This is a genomic window from Bradyrhizobium sp., from assembly GCF_016462955.1.
Classification (GTDB): Bacteria; Pseudomonadota; Alphaproteobacteria; order Rhizobiales; family Xanthobacteraceae; genus Bradyrhizobium.
On record NZ_JAEMSD010000036.1, the window covers coordinates 1 to 25,722 of the forward strand.

22 protein-coding genes are annotated in these 25,722 nt (G+C 63.6%); 11 read left to right on the top strand and 11 right to left on the bottom strand.

From position 1 onward, the window contains the following. From JHD07_RS06455 to JHD07_RS06465, 3 genes are all read left to right on the top strand, one after another. On the top strand, window positions 1-953 hold a 953-nt coding region (locus tag JHD07_RS06455), incomplete at its 5' end, for an asparagine synthase C-terminal domain-containing protein (protein WP_291620199.1). A gap of 10 nt (window positions 954-963) precedes the next feature. Further along, a complete protein-coding gene (locus tag JHD07_RS06460; RefSeq protein ID WP_291620201.1) occupies window positions 964-2,133 on the top strand; it encodes a glycosyltransferase in 1,170 nt (389 codons plus the stop codon). A 318-nt stretch (window positions 2,134-2,451) separates the two neighbouring features. After that, window positions 2,452-3,846, top strand: a complete 1,395-nt coding sequence (locus tag JHD07_RS06465) for a WcaI family glycosyltransferase (protein ID WP_291620203.1) — start codon at window positions 2,452-2,454, stop codon at window positions 3,844-3,846. 2 nt (window positions 3,847-3,848) lie between these two features. Here JHD07_RS06465 and JHD07_RS06470 read toward each other — a convergent pair whose 3' ends face one another. After that, a complete protein-coding gene (locus JHD07_RS06470) occupies window positions 3,849-5,276 on the bottom strand; it encodes a hypothetical protein (protein WP_291620205.1) in 1,428 nt (475 codons plus the stop codon). A gap of 138 nt (window positions 5,277-5,414) precedes the next feature. Between JHD07_RS06470 and JHD07_RS06475 the strand changes: the two genes are divergently transcribed. The 3 genes from JHD07_RS06475 to JHD07_RS06485 all read left to right on the top strand — a co-directional run bounded on the left by JHD07_RS06475 (window position 5,415) and on the right by JHD07_RS06485 (window position 10,245). Then, window positions 5,415-6,344 (top strand): glycosyltransferase family 2 protein, encoded by a 930-nt coding sequence (locus JHD07_RS06475; RefSeq protein WP_291620208.1) that lies wholly within the window; start codon window positions 5,415-5,417, stop codon window positions 6,342-6,344. A 170-nt stretch (window positions 6,345-6,514) separates the two neighbouring features. After that, window positions 6,515-9,070 carry a tetratricopeptide repeat protein gene (locus tag JHD07_RS06480; protein WP_291620209.1) on the top strand — a complete coding sequence of 852 codons (2,556 nt, stop codon included), beginning with the start codon at window positions 6,515-6,517 and terminating at the stop codon, window positions 9,068-9,070. After that, window positions 9,067-10,245: an O-antigen ligase family protein gene (locus JHD07_RS06485; protein ID WP_291620211.1), complete on the top strand. Its 1,179-nt coding sequence runs from the start codon at window positions 9,067-9,069 to the stop codon at window positions 10,243-10,245. Before JHD07_RS06480 ends, JHD07_RS06485 begins: the two co-directional genes overlap by 4 nt. 71 nt (window positions 10,246-10,316) lie before the next feature. Here the strand turns inward: JHD07_RS06485 and JHD07_RS06490 are convergent, their stop codons facing one another. The 10 genes from JHD07_RS06490 to JHD07_RS06535 all read right to left on the bottom strand — a co-directional run bounded on the left by JHD07_RS06490 (window position 10,317) and on the right by JHD07_RS06535 (window position 19,068). Further along, complete coding sequence (locus JHD07_RS06490) at window positions 10,317-11,651, bottom strand: acyltransferase (RefSeq protein WP_366863989.1); 1,335 nt, start codon at window positions 11,649-11,651, stop codon at window positions 10,317-10,319. 59 nt (window positions 11,652-11,710) lie between these two features. Next, entirely contained in the window at window positions 11,711-12,262 is a 552-nt protein-coding gene (gene gspM / locus JHD07_RS06495; protein ID WP_366863991.1) for a type II secretion system protein GspM, read from the bottom strand. Beyond that, window positions 12,259-13,326, bottom strand: coding sequence for a PilN domain-containing protein (locus JHD07_RS06500; RefSeq protein ID WP_291620215.1), 1,068 nt, complete (start codon window positions 13,324-13,326; stop codon window positions 12,259-12,261). The genes gspM and JHD07_RS06500 overlap by 4 nt, the downstream gene beginning before the upstream one ends. Continuing rightward, window positions 13,323-14,183 carry a type II secretion system protein GspK gene (locus JHD07_RS06505; RefSeq protein WP_291620217.1) on the bottom strand — a complete coding sequence of 287 codons (861 nt, stop codon included), beginning with the start codon at window positions 14,181-14,183 and terminating at the stop codon, window positions 13,323-13,325. The genes JHD07_RS06500 and JHD07_RS06505 overlap by 4 nt, the downstream gene beginning before the upstream one ends. A gap of 92 nt (window positions 14,184-14,275) precedes the next feature. Beyond that, window positions 14,276-14,950 (bottom strand): prepilin-type N-terminal cleavage/methylation domain-containing protein, encoded by a 675-nt coding sequence (locus JHD07_RS06510; protein ID WP_291620219.1) that lies wholly within the window; start codon window positions 14,948-14,950, stop codon window positions 14,276-14,278. Beyond that, complete coding sequence (locus tag JHD07_RS06515; RefSeq protein WP_291620220.1) at window positions 14,947-15,354, bottom strand: prepilin-type N-terminal cleavage/methylation domain-containing protein; 408 nt, start codon at window positions 15,352-15,354, stop codon at window positions 14,947-14,949. The genes JHD07_RS06510 and JHD07_RS06515 overlap by 4 nt, the downstream gene beginning before the upstream one ends. Continuing rightward, on the bottom strand, window positions 15,332-15,838 hold the full coding sequence (locus JHD07_RS06520) for a prepilin-type N-terminal cleavage/methylation domain-containing protein (protein ID WP_291620222.1): 507 nt from the start codon (window positions 15,836-15,838) through the stop codon (window positions 15,332-15,334). The genes JHD07_RS06515 and JHD07_RS06520 overlap by 23 nt, the downstream gene beginning before the upstream one ends. Further along, a complete protein-coding gene (gene gspG, locus JHD07_RS06525) occupies window positions 15,783-16,220 on the bottom strand; it encodes a type II secretion system major pseudopilin GspG (RefSeq protein WP_291620238.1) in 438 nt (145 codons plus the stop codon). The genes JHD07_RS06520 and gspG overlap by 56 nt, the downstream gene beginning before the upstream one ends. A gap of 48 nt (window positions 16,221-16,268) precedes the next feature. Continuing rightward, entirely contained in the window at window positions 16,269-17,477 is a 1,209-nt protein-coding gene (locus JHD07_RS06530; protein ID WP_291620224.1) for a type II secretion system F family protein, read from the bottom strand. A gap of 4 nt (window positions 17,478-17,481) precedes the next feature. Beyond that, on the bottom strand, window positions 17,482-19,068 hold the full coding sequence (locus JHD07_RS06535) for a GspE/PulE family protein (protein WP_291620241.1): 1,587 nt from the start codon (window positions 19,066-19,068) through the stop codon (window positions 17,482-17,484). 408 nt (window positions 19,069-19,476) lie between these two features. Here JHD07_RS06535 and gspD point away from each other — a divergent pair, with 408 nt between their 5' ends. From gspD to JHD07_RS06560, 5 genes are all read left to right on the top strand, one after another. Then, window positions 19,477-21,834, top strand: a complete 2,358-nt coding sequence (gene gspD / locus JHD07_RS06540; protein ID WP_291620226.1) for a type II secretion system secretin GspD — start codon at window positions 19,477-19,479, stop codon at window positions 21,832-21,834. 32 nt (window positions 21,835-21,866) lie between these two features. Beyond that, complete coding sequence (locus JHD07_RS06545; protein ID WP_291620228.1) at window positions 21,867-22,364, top strand: tetratricopeptide repeat protein; 498 nt, start codon at window positions 21,867-21,869, stop codon at window positions 22,362-22,364. Window positions 22,365-22,783: 419 nt separating this feature from the next. Continuing rightward, complete coding sequence (locus JHD07_RS06550) at window positions 22,784-23,416, top strand: transglutaminase-like cysteine peptidase (protein ID WP_291620231.1); 633 nt, start codon at window positions 22,784-22,786, stop codon at window positions 23,414-23,416. Between the two features lie 215 nt (window positions 23,417-23,631). Beyond that, complete coding sequence (locus JHD07_RS06555) at window positions 23,632-25,020, top strand: hypothetical protein (protein WP_291620233.1); 1,389 nt, start codon at window positions 23,632-23,634, stop codon at window positions 25,018-25,020. A 223-nt stretch (window positions 25,021-25,243) separates the two neighbouring features. Continuing rightward, a partial coding sequence (locus JHD07_RS06560) for a cysteine peptidase family C39 domain-containing protein (protein ID WP_291620235.1) occupies window positions 25,244-25,722 on the top strand: 479 nt, incomplete at its 3' end.

Sequence of the window (25,722 nt, forward strand, 5' to 3'; positions counted from 1 at the left end):
CCATGCTTGCGGCCTGTGCGGCGCACGCGGGTGAACTGCGCACCCTCACCCTCGGCTTCAACGAATATGCCGGCACGCCGCACGACGAGGCGGAACTGGCCGACGAGGTCGCGCGCCTGCTCAACGCGAAACACGCGCTGAACCGGATCTCCGCCCATGACTTTGAGTGCGACCGAGAAAAGTTGATCGCCGCGATGGACCAGCCCTCGATCGACGGCGTCAACGTCTGGTTCGTGTCAAAGGCCGCGGCCGCGCAAGGTCTCAAGGTTGCCATCTCCGGCCTCGGCGGTGACGAACTGTTCGGCTCCTATCCCAGCTTCGATCAGGTGCCGAAGCTGGTGAAGCTGATGCAGAGAACGCCGATCAGCGAGCGCACCGGCGTTCTCCTGCGCAATCTCGCCCAACCATTTGCATCCCTGATGCCCTCCCCCAAATATGCCGGCTTGGCCGAATACGGCCATACGCTTGCGCGGGCCTATCTGCTCCGGCGAGCCCTCCACATGCCGTGGGAACTCGCTCGCCTGATGGACCCTGCAATGGCGAAGGCGGGCTTGGAGGAGCTGGAGTCAGTGAAACGCCTCGATGGGAGCATCGAGGGGCTCGATAGCGATCGGCTCGCGGTCTCGGCGCTCGAAATGCAATGGTACATGCGCAATCAGTTGCTCCGTGACGCCGACTGGGCAGGCATGGCTCACTCACTCGAAATCCGCGTGCCATTGGTCGACCTGCAGCTGCTTCGCGACTTCGTCGAGCTGCCAGATTTGGATGCAGCCAACGAAAAGCGCACCATCGTTCGCCGGGTGGCGCCGCACCTGCCGGACGCGATCCTCAACCGCCCCAAGACCGGGTTCTCCGTGCCAATTCATCAATGGCTCAATCCCGGGGCGCGCCGCGGAATCATGCAGTACCGCGACTGGGCAAAGCATCTTTACGAACGCTTTGCTGCGGCATGAGGTCTCGGTCATGAAACTGCTGCACGTCATCTCCAGCGTCGATCGGCGATTTGGCGGGCCGATCGAAGGCGTGCTCCAGCGCGGGCTTCGCTTGCGGGAAATGGGCCACGAGGTCGAAGTGGCTTCGTGCGATGATCCCGGGGCAGCGCATGTCGACGCCTTCCCGCTTCCGGTGCACGCTCTGGGCCCGCCGCGCCGCGGCCGGTATTCTTACGCGGCGTCGCTTCGCCCTTGGCTGCGCGCCCAGGCGGCGGGCTTCGACGCCGTTGTGGTCAATGGCCTCTGGCAATATCACAGCTTCGCCGCCTGGCAGGTGATGCGTGAATTGGGGCGCCCCTATGTGATCTTCACGCATGGCATGCTGGATCCGTGGTTCAACCGGACCTACCCGCTCAAACGCCTCAAGAAGCTCGCTTACTGGCGGTTCGCCGAATACCGGGTGTTGCGCGATGCCGCCGCGGTCCTGTTCACCAGCGAGGACGAGCGGCTGCTGGCGCGTCAATCGTTCTGGCCGTACCGGGCACGCGAGCGTGTCGTCTCCTATGGAACGCGCCTTCCCCCTCAGGACGCGGATCGGCTGCGCAAGTCCTTCCTTGCCGGTCATCCCGAGTTGCGCGGGAAACGCGTGCTGCTGTTCCTCGGACGGCTTCATGTCAAAAAGGGCTGCGACCTCATCATCGACGCCTTTGCGCAGGTCGCCGTCCAGGAACCGCGCCTGCATCTGCTGATGGCGGGGCCAGACCAGACCGGCTTGGTTGCGGATCTCAAGGCCCGCGCGCAAGCGCTTGGCGTTGCTGATAGAATTACGTGGCCCGGCATGCTGGCCGGCGACGCAAAATGGGGCGCATTTTACGCCAGCGAAGCGTTCATGTTGCCATCGCATCAGGAGAACTTCGGCATTTCCGTTGCCGAGGCGCTGGGCTGCGGACTGCCGGTGCTGGTCTCGAACAAGGTCAACATCTGGCGAGAGGTCGTCGCAGCGCAGGCCGGGCTCGTCGGCGAGGATTCCGCGGCAGGCACCCTCGATACGCTCCGCGCATGGCTTGCCATGTCGCAGAACGACCGCGCGGCCATGACCCGGCGCACGCGTCCGCTGTTCGATGAGCAATTCAGCGTCGATCGGATGGCGACGGCATTGATCGACGTGATCAGCGACCTGAAGGCCGCGCCACACAGCTGACGCGCGTATCACGGCAGCGAAATTGTCCCGGCGATCACCAGCGTCGCGGGCTGACCTGATGCAACGCACCCGTCTCTCCCTAATTGTTATCTGTCTTATCGTTATAGTGATACTGTCACATGATGAATGATATCAGTAGCACCAGGATGCAGGCGGGAACAAGCTGACGTCGCGCAGGACCGGGCGATAGCCCGCTCTGTTTCACGTCCGGCGTGCTTCGCCCTGCAGGCGCCATGCCCGATTGCCCAACTGGTTCGGCAGGCCGGGATTCGAGGCCGGTCGAAGCCAGGCGCTTAGGCCGCGGAAATGAGGGCGGTCATGCGGGTGCTGGTGGTGGGGATCAATTACGCTCCCGATCTGATTGGCGTTGCCAAATACACGACCGAGTTCTGTGAAAGCATGGCCGCGTGGAGTCATGACGTGCGCGTCGTGACCGGCCCGCCTTATTATCCGGATTGGAGCATACCGCGGGAGTATCGCACCTCATGGTATGTCCGTGAACGCTCGAATCTGGTGGACGTCATTAGGGTGCCGATCTATGTACCGGCCCAGCCGTCCGGGTTGAAGCGGCTGCTCCATCACACCTCTTTCCTGATCTCGGCCACAGCCCCGCTCTTGTCGGCGGCTCTGTTCTGGCGGCCAGACATCGTGTTCGTGGTCGCCCCCTCCCTGTTGTCCGCACCGGTCGCCGCTCTTGCCGCGCGCTTGGCCGGCGCTGCGTCCTGGTGCCATGTTCAGGATCTGGAAGTGGACGCCGCTTTCGAAGTCGGCCTGCTGCGCGGAAGCGCCACGCGTCGCGTCATGGCGACGTTCGAACGCTGGATACTGAAGGCTTTCGAGCGAGTGTCGACCATCTCGCCGCAGATGATGGCACAGCTTGAGCACAAGGGGATCGCTCCGACCAGGCTACGCGAATTCCGCAACTGGATCGATACCAGCAGCGTCGCGCCCGGTTCACGTCAGACACGGCTGCGGGCCGCCTTGCATCTCGGACCGGACGATATCGTCGCCCTCTATTCCGGCGCCATGTCGACCAAGCAGGGACTGGAGCTGATCGTCGAAGCAGCGGCTACCGTGGAGGAGAAACACCCGTCCCTGAAGTTCGTCCTGTGCGGCAACGGACCGGCCAGATCTACGCTCATGGAGATGTCCCAGGGCCTGAATAATGTTCGTTTCCTGGACCTTCAGCCACTCGATCGCGTCTCAGAACTGCTCAGCACCGCCGACATCCAGCTTTTACCGCAGAAGGCCGAGATTGCCGATCTGGTGCTTCCATCCAAGCTCGCCGGCATGCTGGCATCGGGCCGTCCGCTCGTTGCAATGGCAAAGCCGGGTACGGGTCTTGCAACTGAGGTCGACGGTGCCGGCCTGGTAATTCCGCCCGGCGACGCCGCCGCGTTGGCGGAAGCCCTCGTGACCCTGGCGGCCGACGCAGCACTGCGCTCCCGACTGGGCGCGGTCGCGCGCGCGCGCGCCGAACAGAAATGGGACCGGACCTCGATTCTGCGGTCGCTGGAGCGCGAGTTCATGACGCTTCCGCAATGTGCGCCATCGCACGCCGCGCGCGTCCCGCAGCCGGCGACATCAATGCGCTCGATCGAGCAGATTACGACCGGAAGCCGTCGCCGTCCGGACGAAACCGGTCGTCTGGCCTCCGGTCGATCCATGCGGCCGCCTGCCCGCAGCCTGCTCTCCGCCAAGGAGCGCCCCTGAATTCAGGCGCGCTCGGTAGCCTGCGGCCGAGCCGGGCGGGCGCGCTCCAGATAGCGATACCCGATACCAAGCGTGACGAGATTCAAGATCACTTCAGCGGCGGCAAATGCGAAGACGTGGAGCAGCGGCAGCAGCGCGCAGCTCGCAACAACGCCTACCGCGACACCGATGCCCATCGCCCAGGCCGACGCGGCATAAGCTCCCAAAGCGGCAAGACCCTGCGAGCTCATCTGCAGCAGCCCCAATGTGAGGATGGTCGGCGCAAAGCCGACCATGACGATGGCAACCCGATGCAGAGCACCGTCCGACCAGGCGGCAACCAGCCCGGAAAGCAGCGTCGTACCAATGGAGAAGAGCAAGGCGCAGGCGAGCGTCATCTTCTGAGCAGCCATCATGCCGACGAAGCCCTGCCGTTCCGCGCACGCCAGCCGCTCGACCAGACCTGGAAATTCAACCCGAAGGACGAATTGCAGCACCTGCGTGGCGGCGCCAACGATCTGCTTGGCATAGACGAAGACGGCCGTGGTCTCTGCACCGAGCCAGGTCGCGCTCAACACCAGTTGGACGCGCATGCCGATTTGACCCGGCACGATCTGGAACGACAGCGTCAGCCCGTCCCTGAACGCCCTCGACAGCCCTGCCCGTGAAGGCCTGTGAAATCTGGGATACCAACCCTTCCAGGCCAAGGCTGCCCATTGCGCGAAGAGCGTCAAGAGATACCCCAGCGAGAATGCAGCGCCCATGATCGCGCCAGCGGCCTCCAGAGAGCGATGCGAGGCCATGAGCAGTCCGAGCGCGTTCACGACATAAGCGATCGAGCCCGTCAACCCGCTGATCCCGCTCAATCTCAGGCCATCGAGCAGACCGACACCATTGACGGACCACAGCAGCAGGCCGGGCAGCGCGAGGAACGCGTACCAACGTCCCAGCGGGTCGTCGGAGATTTCTGCGGCATAGAGCACAGCAGCCGAGCTGACGATCAAGGCCATCAACATCCTGATCGTGCTGGTATCAGCAAAGGCCTGCCACATCCTTGGGTTCGGCAGCCCTCCCGGCGACAGATGCACAACAGCGCGGGCCAAGGTGATAGTGGCGCCCGCCTCAACAAGGATGATGCCCAGCATCGCGAAGGAATAATGGGTGGCGAAGGACGAGAGCAGCGCGTATTCGCCCGCGGCCAACAGGCCGGTCTGGACGGCGAAGATGACCCCCTGCCCCAATGCGAGCCCTGCAACCATCAGACCGATATTGACGATCTGGAGCCATCGGCCCTGGTCAAGACGCACTCGCTCCGACAGCCGGCGGCTGGCTCTTGCGATCGCCCGGTCCGGTTCGCCAGAGGGGCCTGCGACACGCGTTTCAAGCATGACTTTCCCGAAGCGACCGAGGAGCCGATACAGCGCTTGGCGATAGCCGAGCGAGCTCGTCACGATATGACGTGACACTATTACAAGCCTATAACACAACATTGGACGTCCCGCCTGCTGAACATCCCTGTCACAATCCTGTTCAGTTGGGACACTAGATCAGGCGACCATCTCCGGATGACAACCAAAAGCAGTACGAGCATGACCAAGGACAGTAAGATGCCGAGCCTTGCCGTCGTGATCCTGACCTACAACGAGGAACGTCACATCACGCGGGCGCTGGCGTCCGTTGCCGGCTTCGCGAGCGAAATCTTCGTCGTCGACAGCTTCTCGACGGATCGAACGGTCGAGCTGGCCCGCACCAACGGCGCGGTCGTGCTGCAAAACAGGTTCGTCAACTATGCCAGGCAATATCAATGGGCACTCGACAACGCCCCCATCTCCTCCACATGGATCATGCGGCTCGACGCCGACGAAGTGATCGAGCCGGATCTCGCTGCGCGTATTCGCGACGAGTTGCCCCGGCTCGGCGAGGGCGTGGTGGGCGTCAACCTGAAGCGCAAGCACATTTTCCTCGGTCGCTGGATCCGCCATGGCGGCCGTTATCCGCTGGTGCTCCTCCGTATCTGGCGGCGAGGTCATGGCCGGGTGGAGGACCGCTGGATGGACGAGCACGTGATCGTCTGGGGCGGCCGCACCATCACGTTCGAGGGCGGCTTTGCCGATCATAATCTCAACGACCTCACCTACTTCACCGACAAGCACAACAAATACGCGACGCGCGAGGCGATTGATGTGATCAGCAGCCGCACCGGTCTTTCCGCGGAAGCCGGTCCGGCCAACGACAAACAGGGATCGCTTCAAGCTGCGCTCAAGCGCTGGATCAAGGAGCGGCTCTACAACCGGATTCCGTATCAGATCAGCGCGCCCTCCTACTTCCTTTATCGCCTGATCTTCCAGCTCGGGTTTCTGGACGGCAAGCAGGGCCTCGTTTATCACGGCCTGCAGGGTCTCTGGTACCGCTTCCTGGTCGGGGCCAAGGTGGCTGAACTTGAAGCGGCCGTAAGCCACATCAATGATCGATCGGAGCTGCGGGCGGAGCTCCGTCGCCTGACCGGGTTCGACGTGTAGTCTTCCTGAAGCACTCAAAGCGCGCCGAGATTGGCTCGTCATCGCGTACCGTGTCACTCTGCGGTGCGAACGGACGCGGGTACGGGCTGTTGTCACAGTCCTGTTCAATTGGCGAAATAAGGAACGGGGTCCGGCTTGGCGGCCGACATCACACGGACGCTGTTTTCCAGATGCGTAACGAGGCACAACTCCTGGACCAAGCGACCTCCCTGCATAACAAGGGGGATATCGCAGGTGCCGCGAAGCTCTACAAGCGCATCATCAGGAAGAACCCTCGCAATCTGCATGCCCTGCATTTCCTTGGCGTGGCGGAGGCGGCGTCCGGAAATCTCATCCGTGCCAAGCTCCTGATGAAGCAGTCCCTCGGGGCGGCGCTGGCCAACGTGGACTTCGTCGAGAACTATGCGTCCGTACTGCATCGTGCCGGCGAACATGATGAGCTCGTTCAGCTATGCCGGCAGGCGTTGCCTATCGCTCCGGCCAGTCTCGCGCTGCTGCATGCCGGCGCGGCCGGCCATCTCGCACTTGGCCAGTTCAAAGAAGCGATCGATCTGCTGGCGCGGCTCATCAAACATCATCCCCGTCATTTTCCTGCGCACGCCATGCTCGGCTCGGCCCTCGCCAAGAGCCGACGGCACGAGGAGGCGCTCGCGGCTTATGGCCACGCAATCGAGCTGCAACCGAATTTCGCGCAGGCACATCTCGACGTCGGAACAATTCACTATACAGACCAGCGGCATGGTGAGGCGCTCGCCGCCTATGACCGCGCGCTTGCACTGCAGCCCGCATTGGCCGAAGCGGCGCTCGGCCGCTGCTTTGCCTTGATCCAGCTCGGACGGCGCGAGGAAGCGCTCGCGGCGGCAGACCATGCTTTGAAGCTGCGCCCCGATCTCGCCGAGGCCTGGGTGGGCCGCGGCAACGCGCTGCTCGATCTCGAGCGGCCCAACGAGGCCGACGCGGCCTATCAGCACGCGCTGGAGACCCGGCCCGGGCTTGCCGCGGCCTGGTGCGGCAAGGGCAACGTCCTGCTTCGCGCCGGACGCCAGCGGGATGCGGCGGCAGCATTCGATCGTGCGATCGGCACCGATCCCGGTTTCGCCGAAGCCTGGCTTGGCCGTGGCACGACGGCGCTCGCGCTGGGCCACCATGACGATGCTTTGGCCGCGCTGGACCGTGCGACCGATCTCCATCCGAACTTTGCGGCCGCATGGCTGGCAAAGGGCCAGGTCGCCTACCTCCTGAAACAATACGACACGGCGCTGAGCGCCTGGAATCGCGCGCTCGCGCTCAAACCGGATCAGCCCGACGTGGTCGCCGCATGTCATCGGGTGAAGATGCATCTCTGCAACTGGGACGGCTTTGACGCGGCATGTGCCGCACTCCGGGCCGCCGTCCGTGGTGGCGGGATCGTCGCGCCCTTCATGTTCGTCGCAGTGCCTTCGACACCGGTCGAACAGCTGCAGTGTGCGCGGAATTGGATCAGTCGTAACTACCGCAGCCAGGCCGCACAGGTCCCGCGCCGGCCTGACCATGCCCGGATCCGCCTCGGCTATCTGTCCGCCGATTTCCACCAGCACGCGACCTCGCACCTGATGGCTGGCGTGTTCGAACATCATGACAGGACGCGCTTCGAGATCACCGCCCTCTCGATCGGGCCGGACGATAGCTCGGACATGCGCGAACGGATCGTGGCTGCTTTTGACCGTTTCATCGACGCGAGGCCACTCGGCGATACCGAAATCGCCGAGCTCATCGCGCGGTTGGAGATCGACATCCTGATCGACCTGAAGGGCTTTACCCAGGACGCCCGCACCGGCGTCCTGGCGCGGCGTCCCGCGCCGATCCAGGTCAGCTATCTCGGCTTTCCGGGGACCATCGGCGCCGACTTCATCGACTATGTCATCGCCGACCGGGACGTCATTCCCGAACAGGATGCCGTGGCCTATGCCGAGAAGATCGTCTGGCTCCCCGACAGCTATCAGGCGAACGATCGCAGCCGCGCCATCGCCGATGTGCCGGCCGATCGTGCCGCGCACGGGCTTCCCGCCGACGCGTTCGTGTTCTGCTGCTTCAACGACAATTACAAGATAACGCCCGATGTCTTCGCCTCCTGGATGCGGATCCTGAACGCGGTCGAGGGCAGCGTCTTATGGTTGTTCGAGGACAATCCGGTGGCCGCTGACAATCTGCGTCGTGAGGCCGCGGCCCGCGGCACCGCACCGGATCGCCTGGTCTTCGCCCGGAGGCTGCCGCCCGCGGACCATCTGGCACGACATCGCTGTGCGGACCTTTTCCTCGACACGCTTCCCTACGGCGCCCACACCACGGCAAGCGATGCGCTGTGGACCTGCCTTCCGGTCCTGACCTGCCTAGGGCAAACGTTTGCCGGTCGCGTCGGAGCGAGTCTGCTGAACGCGATCGGGCTTCCGGAACTGGTGGCGGCGACACCCGCCGCCTACGAGCAACTGGCGATCGACATTGCCCAAGATCCCGCTCGACTGATTGCGCTGCGCACGAAACTTGCCTGCAACCGGCTGCGGTCACCACTTTATGATGCCGAGCAATTCTGCCGCCGTATCGAAGCCGGCTTTATCGCCATGACGGCGCGGCAGCGCGCCGGTCTGGCGCCAGATCATATCCACATACCCCGGTCGATGGCCCAATTTGATCCTGCCGTCATCGCGGCCGTCCCGGCCGGCTCCGCAGCATCGGACTTGCCGGCATGAACCACGATCGCATCGCCATATTCGCCGCATCGGCCGCCATCTGCGCCTGGCTGTCGCTGCTCAGCTTTCCCATGATCGGAGACAGCGCCCGCGTTTATGCGATCTGCCAAGCCATCGGCCTCTGCCTCTACATGGGAACGGTGGGCCTCGCCTACGCCGGCAATCTGGCTACGATCGCCGCGCGGATCGACCAGCCCCAGCTGATCATTCTTCTCATCGTCTTCACGTCTCCTGTCCTTCAATTGCACGGCGACGAATCGGACGTTATGAGCGGAATTTTCTACACCTCCCTGCTCCCCTTCATGGCGCTTACGCTCTCGGTGCTTTGGACGATGCCAATGGCCGACTTCGAGCGCTGCATGAGCGTTACCTCGATCGTGCTATGCGTCTTCGGCATCTCCGCCATTGCGATCTATGGATGGCCCGAAGGCCGAACCATCGGCGGACTTCTTCACCCGAACCTCTATTCCGCACCGCTTCTTGCAGCATTCGTGTTCTCGCAGTTCCGTCCCGGCCTGACCGGACAGGCCGTACGCATCATCTGCTTTGGACTGATCGCAACGGTCAGCTCGCGATACGCCCTGATGGGCTGCCTGATCGCGCTGGTCGTGCATGAGATGACATTCGATCCGTTCGGGAAGGCCAAAATCCCCGTTGCCGTCCTTGCGCTCGCGGCGGCAATCATCTTCTGGCCTCAGATCTCCTCGATCGTCGCGCTCGACGACCCCGACCGCGGCACAGGCTCCGGCTTTACGGGACGCGACGACCGCTGGCAGAACGCGATGGACGCGATCACCGAAAACCCATTCGGGATCGGGTTCAAGCGCGCCATCGGCGATGACGGCGGCCACAGCGGCTATCTCAAGCTCATCGTGGAGTTCGGCGTCCCCGGCGGATTTGCGCTCGTCTCGCTGCTGGCCTGGTGCATCGCGGTCGCCGGTATCAAGGCCTGCTCTGCCTCCGGAAAAAGCCGCCAGCAGCATCGGTTCGACTGCGCTCGTTTTGCCGGCATGTGCGCAATGTATTTTGGAGCGCTGTTTCAACCGCAGATTTTCAGCCTCGGCGACAGCTTCACCGTCGCCTTCATGCTCCTGCTGTTCAGGCCGAGGGACGAAGCCATGCTGGGCCGCGCGCAGATTGCGGCCAAGAGCGGCGTCTCGCCGCGACGACGTTAGGCGGCTGTGGAACGGTTCACGTAACTCCAGCGACTTGCGCATGCGCAAATCAATCATGCCGCCGGCCGACTTCACGCCTCGGTCGCAGATCGCCGCAGCCTTACGAACCCTCCTCGAACGGCGTGCCAAAGCGCCGTTGGCCACGCCGGGTTCATGCACGGGCGCTCGACCAGCAGGTAGAAGACCATCCCGGCGCCGATCGCGATGGGGATGATGAGGGCCCAGGAGACCAGCCAGGCCTGCGCAATGGAATGGAATTCGACGAACCTGCCCATCAGATGTGCCGAGAAGTGAATCACCGGCAGATGTACCAAGTATATCGAGTAGCACGCTCCTCCGATCAGCGCGATCCAGGGAAAGCCCAGGAACGCCTTCGACCAGGTTCCCCGGGCCGCGGCCATGAACAAGAGCAGGATACAGCCGGCCCGAAAGACATCGTTGAAAATCAGAAGCGCCAAAGACGGTTGCAAATCGAGATTGAACTGGACCGCTCCCGTGAACAGGATACCGACCAGTCCAACCACGAAGCCGACATCAAAAACGGCTCTCCGTGGCAAGGCGAAGACGTTCTTCCAGATGCTGTAGTCGCAGGCGACGATACCCAGCATGAAACCGTAGGACTCGGAGACCAATGTATTTCTGATGAAACCTGTCCGCTCGAAACGGTCCGTGACGACTTCGCCGAGCACCAGGAGAATGGCCACGACGACCACCCCGACGGCGATACGAGGCGCGCGACCACGAATCCTGCCGTAGAGGTAGAGGACGAACGGAGCAAGGACGTAGAACTGAACCTCTCGTTCCAGCGACCATGTCGGTGGGTTGAGCCGCGGATGTTCGCCGAACACCAGCGAATGCGAATATGTGAGAGAGGCCAGCAGGCTTTGCCAAAGGGGAGCTTGCGTGAAGTAGAAGTTCGGCGCATCCATCGGCGCCGGCCCGACCGCGAGCACCGCAAAACACCCCAGCATTGCCAGAATGTAGGGAGGTTCGAGCCGCGTCAGCCGCCGCAGGAAAAAATGCTTCAGGGCCGGCGGCCGACCCGACAGAAACGGATATGCGATGATGTATCCGCTGATGAAGAAGAACAGTGAAACCCCGAGGGAGCCGTGCGGAAGATACTGCACGATCGCGGTCTCGAGGCTTGATGGAGTCCGGTACAGCCGTTCGCCGCGCGATGCGGCGTGATAGACCAGCACCGCCATGATCGCGAGAAACCGCAGGCCGTCGATTTGCGGGACGTAGGTGGTGCTCGTCGTGACGCGCGACCATCTGTGCGGCAATCCGCGCAACCACGCGAGGAAGTCATTATCCGGTCTTGCGACCGGCGGACCGTTCACCTCAGCCATGCTTCCTGCGGACTCGATCGTACTCGCGACATGATCGGCATTGAATCCTGCTGGCATGACGAACGCTCTTCTCCGATCTCAGCGTGATTGTCCCAGACGGCCTGTCCGGCCACCCGTCACTTGGTGCCCTGCCGTTGCGCCGAAATGCCCAGCACGAGCCGCATCTTGTCGGTGCCGTTCGAGACCGGCTGGATAACCAGCTCGTCAATGAACAGGAACGGCATGCCGGCCTCCAGATCATAGAGAAGCGGCTGCAGCGCGCCGGATGGCAACTCGATGTTGAATGTTGCAGAGACAAATCCGGATTTGGCCAAGGGCCCCTGAATGTCGACCTGCGATGACAGCGTGTTGCCGCTGACGCGCTTGGTTGCCGCAAGCACGCGTTGCAGCAGCATGGCACTCGCGACCGAAGCTGTCGGCCCTTCGAGAAACGGCGATCCCATGGAGACGCCGGCGTCGCTACGCGCCATGGCGCGAGGCAGCGGATGACGCGATTCGAGCGTCTGCAGGATCTCAGCGCTCGACACCACAGCGTCACGGCTGCCCAGGATTTCGATCGTTGTCTGCACCGTGGTGGACACGAACAGCACGACCAGCGCTAGATAGGCTGCCACCGCGGCAACCGGGTAGCGGGCGAGATACGCCTCGAGTTTTGGCATATTCATCATGTGCCCGACCCGGCCTGCGGCTTGAGCTTGGCCTCGATATGAAACCGTTCGCCCGGTTCGCCGGCTGCGCGCGTGGTCGGCGCAAAGAACCCGGCACCGGCCACGCGCGGCGACTGCTCCAGCAGTTGGATCAGCGAGGCGGCATCGGCGGTCATTCCGCTGATCTGCAGCTTTGTGCCTTCGAGCCGCAGCTCTGTCGCGTGGGTATGGTCGGGCAGAAGAGCCGATAGTTCCTCCAGCATCATCACCGCCGATGGCATGGTCTGCTTGCGACGAGCCAGCAATTCGAGCGCACTATTGCCGGAAACCTGATTGCCGCGAGCCGTGACACGGATCTGCGTGATCCGCCGCTGAATTAGCTGCTGCGCGGCATCATAGGATTCCGTCACAATCCCGCCCAGTCCGACCGATAGCAGCGCGAGCACGCCCGTCGATCCCAGCACGGCGATGAGGCCGCGTCGCACACGAACTGCACCATTTCCGCCGTCGGCGCTGTGCCTGAGGACCATCACGCGTTCGTTCCCAGCGGCAATCGTCGAGACCTCGACCGCCGTAGCACCCATCTCGATGAATGGCTGGGCCAACGACATAACGCTTTTTCGCGCCGTGGCGATGACCGTCAGTTCGACATGATCATCGGATTTCGCCTGCGGCTTCGTCCAGCGGAAAACAGCGTCGTCCGCAGCCCAAGGTGTCAGCCGGTCGACTTGGGCGCGGACAATGCCTTCGAGAAACTCTACGGCACGCCCCGGCAAATCCAGAGGGCGGAACACGAACCGCGACGGCAGGAGGAGAATATCTACGACAGCCCCCTTCATCGCGGCCGACCATGCCTCCGGGAGCACTTCGCGGACCGCACCATCCCCGAGATGAATGCGCGCATCGGCCAGATCCGTGGCCTTGCCCACCGTGCGCGCGACGCTCAGGGAAAAGCTGCCGGAGCTGTCCTCGCTGAGAAGAATCCGCCTGGTTTGGCGCACGCGGTCAAACTGCGCACACAGCGTGCGGGCCACGCAATCAATCCAAAGAGACGACGCAGTCGCGATGTCACCGGGAATGCTCATCTTCCCTCCCGCGGCCGTGGCCGGCCTGCCCGCTCGGAATCGACCTCGTCCGTCCACGCCAATACGTGGAACGCTTTTGGATCACCTGGCTCGGACATCTGGATGACGGCTTCCGGCATCCGTTGGCGACCATCCTGCAACGTGATGTGCATCCGCAACCGGTAGGCGCTGCTTGCCGACGTGGTGGCGCCGGGCTGACGTCCTCCGAGGGCGCCGATGACGAATTCCGGATTGTCGCGCGGCAGCTCGGCGCGTTCACTGAGAAACGCCTCCAGCTTGGCAGAGGTCATGTTGGGCAGCGCAGCGAGGACTTCCGGTGCGGCGTCGAGCACGTTGACCTCGCTCATTCCACTGTACACCGTGACAAACGCCATGGTGCGCTCGACGAGCGGCGTCGGAAGGCCGAGCACCAGCCACAATTCGTCAGCGCTGCTGAACGGCCCCTGCCGCGGTACGTAAGGCAAGCCCGCCGCCCTGTAGCTCGCCAGTTCGTTGTCTTGACCATCCGATTTCGGAGGAGTCCGCCAAGCGACGACGCGCATGGCGTACAGGTCCGCCGCCTCGGCCGATGCACCGACCGCCCTGAACAAGCCTGCGAGCATCGATGCCGGCGCCGTGTTGAGATTGATGCGTGCCGATTCCGACATGTATTCGATGCGCACGGTCGCATTCGCAAGCTGGAAATCAAACCGGCCATGGCTCGGGCGCCGCAGCGTAGCCGGGCCCGACAGCCGGTAAGCGGCCAATTCGACCCCCGCGGAACTCAGCATCTCCCATTGCGCCGCCGCATCGAGCGTGGAAAGCGCCAGGGCCGATTGCCCGATGTAAGCGGAGGCAACGGTCGCGAGCGCGGCCAATCCGGCCAGCAGCCAGAGGGTGATGACGACGATGAATCCGTCCTCTGCGATAGTGACATCCGTGGATCTGGAGCGCCTGAGCCTGGGCATGGTCATGTTGGCCTGTTTCCGGACCGCGGCGTCTCCTGCAGAACGGACGGATCCGGTCGCGGGGCTGCCCTGTCCACATGAATGCGTGCGGCCCCCGAAATGAAAGTGCCACGATGCGCGTCCCTGACGTCGAACCGGACTGCCGCCGGCAATTCTCCGGAGTTGAGCCAACGGCTGCCCCAGTTGCCATCAGTGTCCGCATAGGCGAAGCTCACGCGATAAGGCAGCCGCAACAGCACGACCGGATCGGCGAACTGGATCTGATCCGCGCGCGGATCCCCGGGCGACAACAGAAAGAAGGGCGCCCGCATGCGCACCAATGCCGTTGCACCCTTATCGTTGATCTCCGAAATCCGAACAATCTCCAGCCCGGGCCGGCTGTTCGGGCCGAGCACCGACCGGACGAACGTGACTGATTGCTCTCCGCCGCGAAACAACGGCGCGTTGTCCATGCGTGTCACGTACTCGGCCGCAGACAGATCTGCCGCCAACCGATCCAGCGCGACGGCGACCTCTTCACTACGTTGAGCCCGGATAATTCCTCGGTTCCAGCTCGGCAGCCATTGCGAGGTCACAGAGGTCAAGGCGCCCATGATCAGGCCCATGAGCGCCAGCGCGACCAGCGCCTCGAACAGCGTGAAGCCCTCATCCGAGCGCAGCCGCGTCCGATGTATCATCGCATTGTGCTCCGGCTCTGCAGGCGAACGGTTTCGAACGACATCACTGCTCCTCCGGGGCCTTGAATGCGCAATTGCACGAGCTGCGGGACGAACTGCGACTCCTGGACCAGTGAAATTCGATCCGCGAAGGGTGTCACGCGCATTTGCCACCGATGGCCCGCTACACGGCCCCGGAGGTCGTCCGGCATGGGAGCGCCGGCGTGCGGCAGCGTCGCAATCACGACGCGGGCCGCGCTTGCGAGCGCGGCGTGCTGATCGAGTTTCAGGGCCCCGCGCGAATTGGTCGCGACGAGTGTTCCAATCGCAGCCAGTCCGACCGCAACCAAGGCCAGCGCGACCAACGCCTCGATCAGGGTGAAGCCGCCCTCTGTCCGATATCTAGAGCAGGTCGCTGGCGACAATTTCAACTCCTCCCGTCAGCCAGTTTACCCGTACCTCGACTGCACCCGCGAGACGCGTCAGACGGATGGCACCGCCGCACGATGTGCCGCTGGCGAAAAAGCTGATCGTCGAGAGCGCGGCACGGCCATTGCAGCGCTGCGGCAGCAGCGCGTCGAATACCACGTCCTGCGGCACCTCGACGATCCAGGGACCGGAGCCAGATCTCACCGTGCGCGCGCGGGCGTCCACCACGACATTGACCGTGCCGGAACGCGCCAGCGCGGCAGTCCGGTCCGCCTTCAGCAGAGCAGCGATCTCGATCGCATAGGCCTGGAGCCGGGGCCGAGATGTCTGCGACGGTGAACGCGGCAACGCGATTGCCGCGAGCATCGCAACGATCGCAAGCACGCAAACCATTTCGAGCAGCGTGAAACCGGCCTCGCCGCCGTTAGCTCTGCCCGGACACGAGATCTGCTGCCGTACCGGTACCGCCTTCCTGGCCATCGGCGCCCAAGGATCGGATTTCATAGGCACCACGCTCTGCCGGCTGCTTGTAGACATAGGGATTGCCCCAGGGGTCGTTGGGAACATTGCCGCCCTTCAAGTAAGGCCCGTTCCACGACGCGATGCCGCTCACGGGATGCGCGAGCGCGCCGAGGCCTTCAGAACTGGTCGGAAAGCGCCCGGCATCGAGATAGAACAGGTCGAGCGCGCTGGCGAAGCTCTGGATCTGGATCTTGGCCGATTTGACACGGGAATCGCTGAGATAGTTGAGCACCCGCGGGCCCACCAACGCCATGATCATGCCGATGATCGTGATGACGACGAGCATCTCCACCAGCGTGAATCCTTCTTCGCCACGCCATCGCCGCGGCCCCGTCGGCAGAGGCCTCGGGTCCTTTCTCGTAAAGCCGATCACAGACAACCTCCCCTATCAACCAACCACTTGAGTCACAGACAGTAGCGCCGTCATCACCGACACGATCAGACCGCCGACGACGACACTGATCAGGATGATCGCGGCAGGGCCGATGATGGCGACGACGCGATCCAGCTGCCGCTGCAGCTTTTCCTCGTAGAAGTCGGCGACGCGTCCCGACAATGTAGGCAGTTGCCCGGTCTCTTCGCCGAGACGCAACATCCGGACCGCGACCGGCGGCAGGACGGCGGAAGCCGCCAGCGCGTCCGCGAGCCTGCCACCATGTCGCACGCGATCGGCCATCGCCGACCACGCCGGCGCGTTGCCAGTGACGGTCATGATGTCGATGAGGATGCGGAGCGTCGCCGTCAGCGCCACGCCGCTGCCGAGCAGAATGCCGAGATTGCGCGAGAACAAGGCGGCGCGATGAAATTCCACGATGGTCGAAATGACGGGCAATCTCGCGATCTGCGTCAGGAGACCGGCCCGAACGGACGGCCGGCGCCAGGCCATCCCGCCGCCGATCACGCTCACCGCGACCGCCACGCCGATTTCCAGTCCATGACCGCGCAGAAGATCCGATAACGCGAGAAAGACCTCGATCACCGGGTCGGTCTTCGCGTTGAAGTCGCGCAACACCGCCGAGAATTGCGGCAGCACGAACGTGACGAAGAAGATCAGTACACCGCCCGCGGCGAGCAGCACGAACGCCGGATATTGCAGGGCGCCGGTGACCTTGCGCCGCAACGCCTCGGCACGCGACCGCTCGATACCGATGGTCTCCAGGATGTGATCCAGACCGCCGGACATCTCGCCGACACGAACCAGAGCAACGTACATCGGCGGAAACAAAGTCGGTTCTCGCGCCAGCGCCTCGGCAAAACTCTCGCCGGACAACAGTGCGGTCTTGATGCCGTTGATCACGGGGCGAAGCCGGCCGGCATCCATGTCGTTGGCGAGCAGTTCGAGTGCATCGTTGAGCCGCGCACCGGCCTTCAGCAACAAGGCCAGGTCGCGGGTGAAGATGGTGACCTCCGCCGGCCCCGGCCTCGAGAGCGCGCGCGACAGCGACCATCCCTCTGTCTGGATCTCGGCATCGGCATCGATCGCCACCAGACCGAGATACTCGATGCGCTGAGCCACTTCGGCGCGGCTGGCAGCCGCGATCGTTCCCGATACCACCTCACCCTTCTGAGTCATCGCCCGATACCGGAAGTTCGGCATGCCATCACCTGACGGTGGTCACGCGCAGGATCTCGGCTGCCGAGGTCATGCCGGACAGGCATTTGGCAAGCCCGTCCTCGATCATCGTCGTCATTCCGTTACGGATGGCGACCTTGTCGATCGACTCCCAATCGGACTGTTCCTCGATCAGCGCGCGGACTTCCTCGCTCATTTCCAGCACCTCGAATACCCCGATGCGACCGCGATATCCGACCTGGCCGCAGCGCTCGCAGCCGCCCGGCTCGAAGATGACGTCGCCCACCGACAGGCCGACCGCCGCATAGCGGGGATCGGCCTCGAGGTCGCCATGAGTCAGCGGCCGGCTGCTCTTGCAACGGTCGCAGAGCTGCCGAACCAGCCGCTGCGCTATGACTGCACGCAGGGTCGAGCGCAGCAGGAACGCCTCGACGCCGAGGTCCAGCAGCCGTGGCACCGCCGCGGCGGCTGTCTCGGTATGCAGCGTCGTCAGGACCAGATGGCCGGTGAGAGCGGCATGGATTGCCACATGGGCGGTCTCTGCATCGCGGATCTCGCCGACCATGATGACATCGGGGTCCTGCCGCACGAATGAACGGAGTGCAGTGGCGAATGTCAGACCGATCGCGGACTTGGTCTGGGATTGCGATACGCCGGGAATTTCATATTCAACGGGATCCTCGATCGTCAGGATCTTCCGTGTCGGCTCATTGAGCAGCGAGAGCACGGTCGCAAGGGTCGTCGTCTTGCCGCTACCGGTAGGACCGGTGACGATGATCATGCCGTGCGGCAATGCCAGCATTCGCCGCAACTTGCTCTGATCGTCCGGCAGGAAGCCGAGCTTGTCGATCGACAGCAACGACCGATCTCGCGGCAGCAGGCGAATGACCGCGGACTCGCCGTGCTGCGTCGGCATGATCGCAACGCGAATATCGACCTCTGAACGGGCCGCGCGCACCCGCGCTCCCCCGTCCTGCGGCAAACGTCGTTCTGCGATATTGAGGCCTGCCAGGATCTTGATCCGCGAGATCACCGCGGCTGGCGGAATGCCGGCCGGCGTCGCGACGCTGCGCAGCAGCCCGTCGATGCGCATGCGTATCGCAAGCGCGTTGCGACCCGGCTCGATGTGGATGTCGCTGGCCCGCAGTTCGACCGCCGTTTCGAACATGTCATTGACGGCCCGCACGACGGGCGCACCGCTGGCGAGGTCGCGGAGATTGTCGATGTCGTCGTCATGCACCGCCGCGTTGGCGACAGCGCCGACGCCCGCGGGTTCTTCGTCGCCGAGGCGCTGGTCGAGCACGGTGGCGATGTCCTCGAACGAGGCCACTTTAAGTGCGGGATCTGCGCCGAACACGATGCAGGCGGCCTGAACCGAGGCGCGGTCCGTGGGATCGGCGAGCGCCAACATCGGTGCGCCTTCGGAGGGCTGGTAGGGAAAGACCGCCATCTCTCGCAGGAACCGCCGGGAAAACTGCTGGACCAGCGGCTGGGCCGCCATCATCTCTTGGAGGCTCGCACGTGCGAGGCCGAAGAACGAGGCTGCCTCGTCGGCGAATTCATTCGCCGACAGTTCGCTGGTTTCCCACAAGCGGCGCAGCCCGCCTTCGGACATGATTGCCGGGTTTCCGCGAGCATCGACGGCCGTCGTCACTCCCGGATCCAGGGCGAGGCGAGCCGCGAACTCGCGCACATTCGGGAAAGCCATGTACGTCTACCGGAGTCACTCTGATGGCCGCAGAGCGGCGAGCGGGCCGTTTACCTCATTTTTACGAACGGAAATGTGACGCCATGAGCAGTGACGATACTCCTCTCTCATACGATGGAACGCGTGTGGAAAAGCTGCTGTGCCAGCTGCGGAAATCCCGCGCAGCGGTGGATTTACGATATATCTTGATGTGAACCGACTGATTGCGGTCGATAACATAACACATGAATGTCACACGAGGGAGATAAGCAAGCGCTTGGCCGGCTCGCCCGCCGCAACGAAAAACCAGTGGCCCGTGCGTGAGTGAGGCAGACAGTGAGCCGAACAGCATTCCGGATCGGCTTTGTCGTCCAGTGCGCCTTCATCTGCGTGCTGCTGGGATCGTGCAACACGGTGAGTGGCGTTGCGGATGCCGATGCCGGCAAGGACCCCGACGTATTCGACAAGGTCCGGTCCATTGACCTGTTGCCGCGCTATCCGAACCAGTTGCCGCAGCGTGAGCTGTCAACCGGCCCGCGTGCCAAGACGGCAATCTATACCGGCGGCTCTGGCGAGGACGCGCCCGTAGCGACGTCGTCGCAGCAGGCCAGCGTCAGTACCGAGCGGTTCGAGCTGAATTTCGACAATTCACCGATTGCCTCCGTCGCCAAGGTCGTCCTCGGAGACATCCTCGGCGTCGGCTATGTGATAGACCCGCGCGTCCAGGGCAATATCAGCCTGTCTTCCGGACGCCCCATACCGAAGTCCGACGTCGCGTTCGCCCTGGAGAATGCGCTGAGAATCGGCGGCGTGGCTCTGGTGCGGGACGATACCGGCTACAGGTTGATGCCGCAGCAGGACGCGGTCGGTACGGGTGCCGCGGATGCATCCGACCGCATGACGCCCGGTTACGGCATCACCGTCGTACCGCTGCAATACGTCTCGGCGCAGACCGTGATCAAGCTGGTGGACAGTTTTGCAACGAAGCAGGGAATGGTCCGCGCCGACACCAGCCGGAATCTGATCCTGGTTCAGGGGTCCGGCAGCGAGCGTCGGAATGCGGTCGACCTCGTGCTCAGTTTCGACGCCGATTTCCTCAAGGGCCAATCGGTCGGCGTCTTTCCGGTCCAGAACAGCAATCCGGGCCCGATTATCGCCGAACTGGAGAAGATCGTTGATTCCGGCGAAGGCGGGATGACGCAGAATCTGATCAAGTTCCAGTCCATCGCCAGGATGAACGCGGTGCTCGCGGTGACAAGACGGCCGGAGTTGCTGAAGCGGGTCGAGACCTGGATACGCCGCCTCGACACCACGAACAGCGGCCGGTCCGCCGTTCACGTGTATCGGGTCAAGTTCGGAGATTCCAAGCAGATCGCGCGCGTCCTCAACGACGTGTTCGGGTCAGGCGGCACGTCGGGTGCGGCGACGTCGCCGCTCGACGGCGCGAGCGGGACAATTGCGCCCGGATCGGGGATTGCGGCGAGCTCCAGCGGAGGATCCGCCCTCAGCCGGCTCTCTGCAGCGCCCGCTTCGTCGGCCAGCGGCTTCAGCTCCAATGCTGGAGGACGTGCGGCAAACGGCGCCTCCGCGGACACCTCGTCCGGTCAGGCCGGCTACGGCGCGTCAGCGAGTGCGCAGGGCGGGACCAGTCTGTTCGACAGCGCCGGCGCTGGGCAAAACACCGGCCGCGGCGGTGCGGGTGCGGGTAACTTGCTCGACGGCGTCCGCATCACCGCCGACAGCGTCAACAACACGCTGCTGATCTATGCCAGTCAGGAACAGTACCGCATCATCGAGCAGACCATCCGGGAGATCGATCAGCCCCAGTTGCAGGTAGCGATCGATGCGACGATTGCCGAAGTGACCCTGACGGACGATCTGCAGTACGGCGTGCAGTCGTACATCATGAGCCGCGATGTCGGCCTCAAGCCGAATACCGGCTCGTTCGGCTACAATGGCGCGACCTCCGTCGCCGCGGCTGCGGCCGACGTCGTGCTTCAACGCGCCATCCCCGGCTTCAACTTCCTGGTGGGCTCGGCGCAAACGCCGCGGGCGGTCCTCAATGCGTTGCATGCGGTCACGGACGTCAAGGTGCTGTCGAACCCCTCGGTGGTCGTGATCGACAACCAGATCGCGACTTTGCAGGTTGGCGACGAAAGTCCGATCCAGACGGGAAGCGCGACGGTGCTGACCGGCAACAACACGATCGCCAACACGACCGATTACCGCAGCACGGGCATCATCCTGCGCGTCGTCCCTCGCATCAATGCCAACGGCAATGTCAGGCTCGACGTCGAGCAGGAGATATCGAATCCCGTCAGCAATTCGTCGGGATCACGCTCCTCGTCGACCTCGACCAATTCGCTCACGCCGACGGTGTCGACCCGCAAGGTTCGCAGCTCCGTTGCCGTCGCGAGCGGCCAAACCGTCTTGCTGGCAGGCCTCATCAGCGACACTCAAACCAAGGCCCGCGCCGGAATACCCGGGCTCGATCAGATTCCCGGCCTCGGCGAGGTCGTTTTTGGCCAGACCGACAAGCAGGTCAGGCGCACCGAGTTGATCATTTTCATCCGGCCCCAGATCATTCGCGACGGCGCCGACGCACATTTCATCGCCGAGGAACTGCGCACCAAGCTTCGCGGCACGATCAACGCGATCGGCCCGCAGCCGAACGCAGCAACCACGTACCGTTGACCGGGATTGACTCAGATGCGGGAGCGTTTCGCATGACCAGGCTGCGTACGATAGCGTTGGTCGTGCTCGCGTTCGGTCCAGCCTGGACCTGCGCTGCTCACGCCGATGCGCTCGGCGCCGGTACGCATGCTTTCAACCGCGGCGACTACAACACGGCCGCGCGGCTGTTGTTGCCCCAGGCCGAACGCGGCAGTGCCAGAGCTCAGGGCATGGTGGGCTTCATGTACGCGACGGGTCAGGGCCTCCCCCAAGGCTACGATGCCGCGACATACTGGTACAGGCATGCCGCCGAGCAAGGCGATTCCACCTCGCAATATCTGCTGGGCCTCGCTTACGACAAAGGCCAGGGCGTGCCGCAGGACGACGTCGCTGCCTACAAATGGCTTAATCTCGCCACTGCGCGTGCACCGAAGCGAATGCGGGAGAACTACGCGAAGCTGCGCAACGCGGTCGCCTCCAAGATGAGCCGGGGTCAGATCGCCGCCGGGCAATGGCATGCGCTGCGCTGGCCGCAGGACTCGCATTTCTGAGCGGGCGATCAGCCGGCGGTTGCGAGCGCGGACCGGAGCAGCCAGGCCCCGCAAATAGCGGGCGCAAAAAAGAGCCAGCACGGCAGCCGGGCCCTCCTGCCGCGACGGGCGCGCGCAGCGCCGGCTCGGCGGACCACGTCGGATAGCCATGCCCGAGCACAAGAGCCCGGACCATCTCGGCTTTGCCCGATGCCGTCCGTCACGCCGGCAACTTCAGGCGGAGCTCGTTCGTTGCTCCCGCACAATCAGGTCGGTGATCCGACCTCTATGTGACATCCGTATCGGTTGTTAACGATAGTCGCATTCAGCGCCCGCGCCCCTTGGGCGGGGCATCCAATTGGATACAATTTTAGTCGGCACCTTAGCCGGATCGCGAGTGGCTTGTGCGAGCCTGTCCTGCGGAGATTGCGGGGGACGGCATGAGCCTGAAGAGCACCGTTGGAGTCTTGGCTGCCGCCGGACTGGTCGCAGCCTGCCTCGCCTCACAGCCCGCTCAGGCGTTCCTGGCGCGCCCGGCCCTGTTTGCCGCGATCGGCGCCACGACGAAGCCCCCGACGGGATGGCAGCAATTCTGCGTCGAAAACGCCGCCGACTGCCGTCCCCAGCCGGATCAGACGCGCGACGTGGTGTTGACGCCCGAACTGCTGCAGGAGCTGTACAAGGTCAACAAGCAGGTCAACGATCGCGTGAGCTGGACCAGCGATGAGACCTTGTACGGCAAGGCCGAGCGCTGGACGCTGCCCTTGGATCGTGGCGATTGCGAAGATATCGTTCTGCTCAAGCGCAAGCTGCTCGTCCGGGCTGGCTGGCCACAAGGTTCGCTCCTGGTCACGACGGTCGAACAGCCCGCGCCCGCCAGCGGACATCACGCCGTTCTGACGGTCCGCTCCGACCGCGGCGAAATGATCCTCGACAACCAGACCCCCGAAATCCTCTTCTGGTACGAGACGAAGTATCGCTATCTTTCGCGGCAGAGTGCCGCCGATCCCAACGTCTGGGTATCGTTCGGCAGTGAGCAACTGCGACCGCCCGCCTCGCCGCTCGTGCGCTGATCCCGGCCTCACGCCCGATTTTCACGGTTCATCGCCGACAAACACGCTCGGCAGCCCGCGCGGCGCCCGCCAATTGGTCGCACAAAGCTTGCCACTTTCACGATAACATTATCAGAGCGCAATGATATATTCGCATCATTAACCTTGGATCGATTCGCTTTTTCGAATTGTCCCTATGGCGTGATCACCCCCATTGGCTCTCATCAGAGGCACAAATGACAACTGAACTCGTAACGAGCGGCACAACGACCGTGTCCGCCCCCACCAACATCACCTACATCGTCGTCGGTCCCGGCACTCTCAACGTCGCCGGAGGCGGCACTATCGCCGGCGCGACGGCCGTCGGCCCGGGCAGCAGCATCGTGGTCGAGGCCGGCGGCACGGCCAACGACACGGCAATCGTCGGCGGCGTCCAGTTCAGCTACGGCACCTCCAACGGTGCCGTGATTTCGAACGGCGGCGTTCAGCACGTGTATGGTGGCACGGCCAGCAATGTGCTCGTCAGCGCCGGCAGCTACCAGGACGTCATGAATGCCACCGTGAACGGAACGACACTGGCAGGCTACCGCCAGGTCCATGCCGGCGGCGTGACGTACGCAACAGTGATCGTCAGCGGCGGCAATGATTTCGTCGCCGCCGGGGGTACCACCTACGGCACCGTCATTTCCTCCGGCGGACTGCAATATGTGGACGCCAACGGCACATCGAACGGCACAGAGATCAACAACGCCGGCTTTCAATACGTCCTGGGAACGGCCAGTGATACCGTCGTGTTTGGCGGCGGCGTGCAGCAAGTCGCAGGGACGACCAATAACACGACGGTCACCAGCGGCGGAATTCAGCACGTCGTTCTCAGCGGGACAGCCATCGGCACGACCGTGCAGGCTGGCGGCTTCCAACAGGTCAACAGCGGCAACGTCCAGAGCAGCCAGGTCAACGGCAACCTTCAGGTGCTGGCGACCGGCAGTTCGACCGATACCGTCGTGTTCGCTGGCGGAAACGAGTATATCGGTGCCGGGGCGACCGCTGATGGCACGACCGTGAATGCCGGCGGGTTGCAATATGTCGACGTGGGCGGATCAGCCACGGCGACGATCGTGAATGGCGGCTTCGTGTTCGTGGCGGGCACGGCGTCCGGCGCGCTCGTCAACAGCGGCGAATTCGACGTGGCGGGCTCTGCCAGCGACACGCATCTCGCGGGCGGCATCGGCTACGTTTATGCGGGCGGCGTGCAGAATGGTGTCGACTTCTCGGGCGCGGCATCCAAGCTCTATCTCGAAAGCGCATCAGGACTGACCGGAACCATCTCGAACTTCGAGGTCGGCGACGTCATCGACTTCCGCAATCTCCTGGTGTCGTCCTACACGTTCGACGGCGCAAACCTCACATTGAACACGGAAAGCGGATCGTTCAGCTATCTGTTCTCGGGCGTCCAGGCCAATACCGATATCAACGTGGCGTCCGACGGGCAGGGCGGCACCGAGATCTCGCTGGCTCTCCTGAACCAGTTCTCCAGCACCCTGGTCCCGGATGCCGGCGAGGGAAGCATCAACCCTCAGGGCCCCGGCAGCGAAAGCGCCCAACTGTTGCACGCCCAGACCTGAGCTCGAGCGCCTCAGCGGCCGTATCGGGGGTGCCCCGGTACGGCCCTGCTCTCGGCTAGATCGGAATCGACACCGCGTCGCGGCCTTGAAGCAATAACATTGTGTGCTACGCCAGAACGTAGTTATCAAACCGTAACATAGCAGCGTTAGCTATTCGGCCGCCTGCCGCCGGCGGGCGATGTCCGATCATCCGGACCCGGTGAGCTCGGATAGCTGCAAGTCCATGAACATCAACGACACCAGGGCGAGCGAGCAGCCGGCGAGCCAGCCGTCAGCCGCCGCGCCTCCCAAGGCTCCGGCCGATCCCGGCCTGACCGCGCTGGTCATGATGCTCCAGTTCCTCGGCGTCCCGGCCGAGCCGGAGCAGCTCCGACATCAGCTCGGCGTCGATGTCGTCGGCATCACCGAGATGCTGCGCTCCACCAGACAGTTCAACGTCAAGGCACGGCTGGTGAAGACGAGCTGGGGCCGGCTCGACAAGACCCCGCTGCCGGCCATCGTTCCGCTGCGTGACGGCGGCTTCCTCATCCTCGGCAAGGCCGGCGACGGCAAGGCCATCGTGCAATATCCCGGCTCGCCTCGCCCGCAGATGCTGACCAAGGCGCAGTTCGAGGTGCTGTGGGACGGCCGCATCATCCTGATGACCAAGCGGGCGGCGCTGGCCGAATTGTCGCGGCGCTTCGACATCACCTGGTTCATGGG